This window comes from Ligilactobacillus ubinensis (genome assembly GCF_024160875.1).
GTDB lineage: Bacteria > Bacillota > Bacilli > Lactobacillales > Lactobacillaceae > Ligilactobacillus > Ligilactobacillus ubinensis.
On record NZ_JAIULA010000039.1, the window covers coordinates 1 to 8,358 of the forward strand.

Annotated in this window: 9 protein-coding genes; 7 read left to right on the plus strand and 2 right to left on the minus strand. The window is 35.0% G+C overall.

Annotated features, from left to right (window positions below; all coding sequences use genetic code 11):
* Window positions 1-138: 138 nt before the first annotated feature.
* The 4 genes from LB941_RS12080 (at window position 139) to LB941_RS12095 (ending at window position 4,978) form a co-directional block, all read left to right on the plus strand.
* Window positions 139-1,074 (plus strand): replication initiation protein, encoded by a 936-nt coding sequence (locus tag LB941_RS12080; protein ID WP_253362242.1) that lies wholly within the window; start codon window positions 139-141, stop codon window positions 1,072-1,074.
* Window positions 1,067-1,546: a helix-turn-helix domain-containing protein gene (locus tag LB941_RS12085; RefSeq protein ID WP_253362243.1), complete on the plus strand. Its 480-nt coding sequence runs from the start codon at window positions 1,067-1,069 to the stop codon at window positions 1,544-1,546. The genes LB941_RS12080 and LB941_RS12085 overlap by 8 nt, the downstream gene beginning before the upstream one ends.
* Before the next feature lie 307 nt (window positions 1,547-1,853).
* Entirely contained in the window at window positions 1,854-2,615 is a 762-nt protein-coding gene (locus LB941_RS12090; protein WP_253362244.1) for a hypothetical protein, read from the plus strand.
* A 149-nt stretch (window positions 2,616-2,764) separates the two neighbouring features.
* Window positions 2,765-4,978, plus strand: a complete 2,214-nt coding sequence (locus tag LB941_RS12095; protein WP_253362245.1) for an AAA family ATPase — start codon at window positions 2,765-2,767, stop codon at window positions 4,976-4,978.
* A 467-nt stretch (window positions 4,979-5,445) separates the two neighbouring features.
* Here LB941_RS12095 and LB941_RS12100 read toward each other — a convergent pair whose 3' ends face one another.
* Window positions 5,446-5,730, minus strand: coding sequence for a helix-turn-helix domain-containing protein (locus LB941_RS12100; RefSeq protein WP_253362246.1), 285 nt, complete (start codon window positions 5,728-5,730; stop codon window positions 5,446-5,448).
* Window positions 5,730-6,077 carry a type II toxin-antitoxin system RelE/ParE family toxin gene (locus LB941_RS12105; protein WP_151502265.1) on the minus strand — a complete coding sequence of 116 codons (348 nt, stop codon included), beginning with the start codon at window positions 6,075-6,077 and terminating at the stop codon, window positions 5,730-5,732. The genes LB941_RS12100 and LB941_RS12105 overlap by 1 nt, the downstream gene beginning before the upstream one ends.
* Before the next feature lie 78 nt (window positions 6,078-6,155).
* On the opposite strand from LB941_RS12105, the gene LB941_RS12110 reads away from it, so the two are divergent.
* From LB941_RS12110 to LB941_RS12120, 3 genes are all read left to right on the plus strand, one after another.
* Window positions 6,156-6,743 (plus strand): site-specific integrase, encoded by a 588-nt coding sequence (locus LB941_RS12110; protein WP_253362247.1) that lies wholly within the window; start codon window positions 6,156-6,158, stop codon window positions 6,741-6,743.
* A gap of 12 nt (window positions 6,744-6,755) precedes the next feature.
* Complete coding sequence (locus tag LB941_RS12115) at window positions 6,756-7,124, plus strand: hypothetical protein (RefSeq protein ID WP_253362248.1); 369 nt, start codon at window positions 6,756-6,758, stop codon at window positions 7,122-7,124.
* Between the two features lie 362 nt (window positions 7,125-7,486).
* Complete coding sequence (locus tag LB941_RS12120) at window positions 7,487-7,699, plus strand: hypothetical protein (protein ID WP_010015136.1); 213 nt, start codon at window positions 7,487-7,489, stop codon at window positions 7,697-7,699.
* Window positions 7,700-8,358: the final 659 nt, after the last annotated feature.

Below are 8,358 nucleotides of genomic sequence, written 5' to 3' on the forward strand. Positions count from 1 at the left end.
CAAGTAGGTTTTGTCTGTTTATCAAGTAGGTTTTGTCTGTTTATCAAGTAGGTTTTGTCTGTTTATCAAGTAGGTTTATCAGGTTGACTACTTGATAAAATCAATCTATAATAATTATAGCTATATTGGAGGTGCAGCATGGGAAATGAAATTGTTAAATATGACCCAGAACTTAATACTATTCCACTTCGGAAATTTACTCCTATCGAAATGAATTTATTTTTTTCGATTATTTCTCGTATGCGTGACAAGAATAACCAGACTATTCGTTTTTCTTTCGATCAATTAAAAGAATTAAGTGCATATAAACCAACTGCAAATAATCGTTTTGAAGACGATATTCAGAGAACTTATGAAAAGATGATGGGATTGCATTTTGGTAGACGAAGCAAAAGTGGTTTAACTAGGGAATTCTTTGTTTTATTTACAGAATTTAAAATTAATGGTGACGTAGAAGAACCTTATGTAGACGTAAAAGTTTATGAACGTGCGTTGCCTCTTTTAAATAAGCTTGAAAGTTGGGTTCGTTACGCTTTAGCAGAATTCAGAGATTTAAAAAGCAGTTACGCAAAAACAATGTTTCGTCTTCTCAAACAATTTCGAACTACCGGATATGCTTATTTTTCTAAAGACGATTTCTTTGAGTTGTTGGATATGCCTAAAAGTTACTGGAGTAGTCCATCTAATGTCGATAAATTTGTTATAAAACCAATAAAAGTTGAACTGACACCATTATTTAGAGGGCTAACAATTAGGAAAAAATATGGCAAAGGCCGAGGAAAGCCGGTTATCGGCTATTCTTTTGCCTGGAAACCTGAAAGGAAAGACGCAAATGATTTTTCTCAAGGAAAGTTTCAAGACGAACATCAAAAACTTTTTAATATCCAGCATAATGATGAATTATCAGATAAAGAAAAATGGCGTGCAATTGATAAGGTTAAATGCCTACCTTTAGGAACAACTGAAAAACAAACATTGGCTGAAAAGCAAGCTGAACATGATAAAAAAATAAGAGATCAGGCAAGACAAGAAGTACTTGCTGAACTCCGGAAGGGGTTTGGAAACAATGCCTAAAACCATTAGAGAACTTGCTGACGAATTTGGTGTATCAAAACAAGCTATTAGGAAAAAATTAGATGCAAGCTTTAGAGAAAACTATGTACAAACCGTGACTAGGAATGGGGTACAAACCTTAGTTGTTGTCAATTCAGGTTATTTACTGTTAAAACAGCATTTCGGTGGTGGTAACAACCAGAAACCAGAAGGGGTAACGTTTACTGGTAACTCCGGTAACAGTAATCAAAATACAATAGAATTACTCAACCAACAATTAGCAATCAAAGATGGTCAAATTAAAGAAAAAGACGAACAATTGAAATCAATGCAAAAACTATTGAATCAATCACAACAATTGCAGCTAATGGCTGAGAAAAAAATTGAAGAATTTAAATCAATCACTATTAAAAAAGATGACTTTACTCCTTCCAATCCAAGAAGTGACGATAATACCTTAAATAAAAAAAATGCTTGGTGGCATTTTTGGTAGTAAGTCTATTACTTTCACTAAGAAATCAGTGATTGAACACAAAAAGTAGCTTCAACAAAGCTGCTCATTTGGAGCTGTTTAAGACGACAGATAACTTAATAGATTAGATTAACCATTAAGTGCACTCAGTATTACGATAAAAGTGTCCGAATGCTAGGATTTGTGGGCTGCACCACCTCCGATTGGAATAGCCACCGCCTTAACTTCTCTACTCGATCCATTATACAGATAAACTAGTGGTAACACCAATCTAGGTGGAGTGTTAGTATTTATTTGACGTAGAAATAATTTAAAGGAGACGTTTCAAATGGTTGCACCTACTTTATTGCAGTTCGTACCTAATGATGTTATTGGAAACAACTATCTACAAACTGATTTTTATTTAAAAGACGTTCTATGCTATAGAAAAATTGAAAAGAAGATTACTGGTACTATGCCCCCTAATCTAAAATTTGATGATTCAGAGGGAAAGGCTAAAAATTGGAGCTTACTAAGGCATTGCTGTTTTGTTTCCTGTTTTACAATGCTAAGCGATAAGGATTTTAAAGATGGTTTTTTGGATCCTAACATCGTAGAAAAACTAAAAAAGGGAAATGTCGATAAAGATGGTAATAAAGTTGAGAGGCCGTTTATAACCATTAGCGCAAAAAACAGTCTAAAATTACTGAATGAGTTACGTAAACAAGTTGGAGATTACTTAAAAGATAATGGCCTGAAAGGCTCCGGACTATTTGCAAAAGTTGTGAATTATCTAAATGACGAGGACTACAAAAAAGCTGAGCTATACGAGGAAGATAATATAACAAAGATCAACGGAGTTTTCATCAACAATGATACAAAAATGATCAGTCGATCCTCAATAACTGATACTTTGTTACAAAGTATATTATATTTCCTCTATTTAGTTAAACCCGCTTATTTCGAGGATCAACAAGAGTATAGAGTGGGATTGACTTTAGATGATCCTATAGACGCAAATGAACTGTTTATCCCTATTCATGACTTAAGAAAGTATGTTAATGTACACAAATCTCAAGATATTAATAATTTAAGATTGGAAGATATATAGGCTTTTGGGGTATATTTTTACTAATTTTTCATGAATGAAAATTGAAAAAATTTGTATAGCAATTCTCTTATAAGCAAGACCAATAGGGCATACTCAATTTGCGCTAAATGTGAGTTGAAAATTTGAGATATTTTCTGGGGGAGATTATTTTGAATGAACTAAATATTGATTTGACTAAGCAAAAATTTACGGATGGAATTCAGATTTTCAAAGACGACCATGTTTCACTAAAACATAAAAATTTTATTTTTGCACGAAATGGCTCTGGAAAGTCCACTTTTGGATCGCTTTTGAAGGAACAATGTTCTCCAAATCTCGATGTTCGAATATTTGCCGGTTTTGATACGGTATTGGGTGAAAATGAGAAGTTGAATGCATTTTCGCTTTCGACAAATGCTGGTGAGAACGAACTTGCAATTAAGCAGAAAGAAACGGAGATTAAAGCAAAGCAAAATGAGTTAAAGCGAGTCACTAGTGAGATTGATGACTCGGACATACATAATCTGAAAGCAAAGAAGGCGTCGGCGGAAGCAGCAGTCCAAAAAAATAATACTACTATTGAGAAATTCTATTCGGACTCGGCGGCATACATTAAAAAGACAACTCAGCCGCAAATATCTAAGACGACCTATAATAAAAGTGGCTTTAAGAAGGAAATTTCCCACGCTGAGGCGCTCCAAGAGATTGATGTCACTCAGTTAAAGAAGACACTTGAAACCGAGGAACTATTCGTTAATACTGTCGAATGGAAGCACGTCAACTATTCAGCATATCTGAAAAATACAAATGACATTCTCAAGAGTAAAGTTGAGGAGAAAACCCGTATTAAACGGCTTCAAAATAATCAGCAAAGGATTAATTTTGCTGAGGAAGGCATGCGACTGCATAAACATCAGGGCGGAGAGATTTGCGCATTTTGTGGAAATGCTATTTCCGAAGAAACCTTTCAAGAACTCGAATCATACTTTAGTGCTGATGAAGTGGCAGTATTGAAAAATCGAATTGTTGATGGTAAGAGGAAAGTAAGTCAATTATCAAGCTTAATTACAAGCATGAAATGGACTCGGGCAGCATTCTATCCGGAATATCAGGAAACTGCGGGGAATATTTGGGATGATCTAGTTGTACATAAAAAGATAATATTATCATTTTGTGACGCTTTGGAAGAGGCACTAGAATACAAAGAAAAAAATTTATTTAGCGAGTTGGACGAATTAGACATAGAAGTTCCAGAAGATTTTGATTTTTCGCGTTACAATTCGTTGGTGAAGAATAATAAGGAATACGGAGCATCGCTCGCAACGAAAAAAAAGGAGGCACAAGATAAACTCCGATATAACATGATTCACAAATTACTTAGTCAGTTCAGATATGATGCGAAATATGTGCAGATGAACGAGGCAAGAAAAACATTTGAAAATATCAAAGCAGAGTTTGACAAAAAAGTAGGACAGCAAGCAAACATTGAAGCGGACATTCAGAATTTGAATGATCAAATTGATGCTTTGAAGCCGAAAGCCGAGGTACAGGCAGTTAAAAATATCAACAAACGTTTACAGGGAGTCGTTCCGTGGCAGTTAACTTACACAGAAAATGAAGAGACTGGTTATTACCAGGTTTCACAAACTGTAGGTAAAAAAAACAAACTACGCGGAGTGAAAGAGTTATCCACTGGTGAAAAAAATGTGATTGCACTATTATACTTTTTAGAGAAGCTAAGTGAGACAACCATACAAACATCTATGTCTCCAAAGTTAATAATTTTTGATGACCCAATGAATTCGAACGACTCTGATATGCAATATTTGATTATTACGGAAATGCAGAAACTTTATCAAGGAAAGCAAAGAGAACGCTTTGATCCCCAAAAAGACTTCATTGTAATCATGACTCATAATATTCATTTTTACTTAAACGTTCCTCCGCATGGGTCATTTAAAGACGAGAAAGGCAAGACAAAATATGATAAGAGTGACTTTTATCATTTGCGGCAAGGGTCATTCGTTCGGATTACTGATGTGAAGCAGGATATGCAGACAAATTATGATGCACTCTGGATAGAACTTGGTGATTTGGCAAAACATGGATATACAAATTCCATGCTTAACTCAATGCGTCGAATTATTGAAACGTACATCGAGTTTACGGGAATTAAGCAGGATGAATTTTATCAGAACAATGAGCAGTATCTCAAACTATTCAATGTTAATTCTCATTCAGCCATTGACGAGCTTTCTGCACAATCTTTTACCGAGAGCGCAGATGAGTTGGTATCAATCTTTCATCGGATTTTTGCGGATAATCACGCTGAGGATCATTTCACAGCACACTGGAAAGGCGATAATGCAGTATTTAAGCGTTAGTTCTCAATATTTATTTTGATAGTAGCTCGTACCTCGCCCTGCATTCTCTTCAAATACGGATTTAAATATTTATGATTCAGCCACTCTGCAATCTCTCTCATATCATCGTTTCGCTAGGCATATACTTGAATGAAAAATATCTTTAATAAAAAACAGAGCTGCATTTTATTATTACAACCAAATCAACTGGCCATTAGGGCATACCCTAGTGGCCGTTTTGGCTTTCATGATATACTTGGACTTATAGAAGTTCATTATAACTACCCAAATTAGACTCTATAACAGAGAATGTTATCGGCACATCCTAAAAGATATGATGTGTTTGAGGAAAGTTCTTAAGTAAATTTTGCTTCTCTATTAGGGACTATAAATGACAAATAACCCCTCAGAAACATTGTTAAAATAACCCCCAACATCTATAATGTAGATGTTGGGGGTTATTATTATTTTATAGCTATTAATAGTCCTTAAAAAGCGGGGCTAAATTGAATTGTTAATCGTTGATTAGTTGCCTGAGCGATCTCAGATAATACTTTAGTTGAAGCATTCATTGATCCATTTTCAATTCTAGCAATTGTTGATTGTGGTTTACCAATTAGACTAGCAAATTCACGTTGACTCATACCCATGTTTTCACGGAGATCACGAACTTTAACGGCTACCTCTAAGTTGATATTTTCTTGTTCCACGATCTTTGCAAAATCAGGATTATTTTTACTTCTTTCAGCAACATATTCATCAATTTTACTCATTATTGGTCCTCCTTGTTAAAATACTGGCTGCGTCGATTCCGAGCAATCTTCTTTTCACTTTCTGGTGTTTTTTGCGTTTTTTTAGTGAACGCATTGGTGATTAAATACTGAGATCCTTGTACTTGGAAATAGATAGCTCTCTGAATATTTGAAGCTCTCTTAGAACGAATCTCATAGAGATTGTTTTCTAGTTTTTTAACCCATAATTGACGTTCTGCGATAATGAGACCGTTATTTTCAATATTTTGAATGGTTGCAATTAATTTGGCAGCGTCTTTATCAGGTAATTGATCCAAAAATTGTTTAAATTCATTCCAGTCATAATAGTCAAATTCTATTTTTTTCATATTCATATGATAGCCTATTAGCTATCAAAAAGCAAACAAATATATTATTACACAATCCCCAACAACGAGGTGATTTATATGCAACAAGTTGTCTTACCAATCAAAGATTCAAATGTTCTCAAAGAGGTTCAAGATACTCTACTCAATAACTTTAAAGCTGGACGGCGTAACTATACGATTTTTCAAGTTGGTAAAGCTACGTTGCTAAGAGTCAGTGACGTCATGTGCTTAAAACAGGTCGATATCTTTAATCCGGACGGTTCTATTAAACAAAATGCATTCATTCATGATAAAAAAACAGGTAAACCTAATACTCTGTACCTTAAACCGGTTCAAGCAGATCTTTTGTTATACCGTCAATGGCTGCTTGATTATAAGTTGAAATCTGAGTGGCTTTTTCCGTCTAGTCAACATCCAGAGCGCCATATTACTGAAAAACAGTTCTACAAGATCATGAGTAAAGTCGGTAATTTGTTAGGTATTAATTACTTAGGTACCCATACGATGCGCAAGACAGGTGCTTATCGAGTTTACACGCAATCTAATTATAATATTGGTTTAGTCATGCATTTACTCAATCATTCAAGTGAAGCTATGACTTTAGCTTACTTAGGCTTAGACCAGGCCAGTACTGAAAACATGTTGGATCAAATTGATTTTGGTTAGGAGGCTATATTGATGGATTTAGACTTTAAAGCAAACAAGTATGCTCTTTTTGATGATTGGCACCAAAATAAAACTAAAAAAGAATTTACACAAAAGTTACAGCAACAAGCTCAACTTGAAAAAAAGCAACTGCCGCAATTATTGTCACGAGAGGATTTAAAAAATCGTTGGGAGATGAATTCTCGGCAAAGTGTTCATCAAGTTGCTAGCAAGCCTGATTTTCCGCAACCAGTTCTTAATTTTAATCATGGCAAGACACCACTTTATTTAGAAACTGAAATTCAAATTTTCGAAATTAATCACCCTTGGTTAATAACTCCTGGAGCTCGCCTTGCTTATAGTCATTGGATTCTTCATAATGTGATCAATCTTGATAGTTAGCTCTAGGTTTTTTAATAGTTGGCGCTAGCCTTCTAATACAAATAATACCCATTGAAATGGGTATTATCTCTACCCTTGACAAATGTCAAGGGTGTAAGTGCGCATTGACCTCGTTTCACTCGGTCTGCTGATAACCATAAAATCAATTTCTGCTGTTGTTGAATTGACTGTATTTTTAATTCAATTTATGCTTGCACTTAACTAAGATTGTTATGTTTAAATACTTAAAAAGTGTTGCATATTTTGCTACTTTCAACCCGAATTTTTTAATTTCCTTTTGCAGAGAATCTTCATAAACCTGGGAACAAAATTTTAATAACTAACTGTAAGAACTGCGTATCTAAACTGAAATCATTATTTTAATGTTAGGAGTAATTAAGATGGACGAAAAAAAAGTATTAAAACCTATTGATGAAATGCTTGCTGATCCTTGGCAAGTTGATATTCAAGAATTGTTTGAAGCTTCTGTCAATGAACCTGACGAGATCAAAAAAAATTTGTATGATTCTCTGTATACTTATATTTTGCAAAAAAGACAAGAAGATATTATTAATCGTCCTGGCTTCGTTATTTAGCCCTCTAAGAGCCTGTTGAGGGCTTTTTGTTTTTGCTTTGGTATAAATATATATAAACAGTCTTAAAACCGCTAAAAACGAAAAATAAGGCCCTTAAAAACGAACATAGCCGCTAAATTCTTGTTAAGATTCAGAAAAACTAACTGTTTGCTGTCAATGGTAGCGGACGAGCGCAGCGTGGGAGCATAAGGAATTGACAGCTCTAAACAAGTCTTAACACTGAAATGGCGAAAGCCAAAGTTTCTACAAAACTTTGCTTTCCTGCCTAACGGCGAGTGAAAAAGCGGTCAAGCTGGCTCAGCTTGGACGGGGTTCGGGGCGTCAGCGCCCGAATTAATGTGGCTTGCCACACCTTTTAAGCAACGAACAGCGTGAGGCGCAAGGAGCTGTGCGACTGGAGTTTAATGTGAGCCGTTTTTTGGCTCACTCCTTTGTGTTTTTTTGTTTTAGGTTTGTATCTCGTACAGTGGTGCCTCTTATATACCTCTTTTATAAACCTCTTTTAAACCTCTTTTAGACCCCTATTGAGCCCTACTCTCCCAAGGGATACAGAAGTTTATCAAGTAGGTTTTGTCTGTTTATCAAGTAGGTTTTGTCTGTTTATCAAGTAGGTTTTGTCTGTTTATCAAGTAGGTTTTGTCTGTTTATCAAGTAGGTTT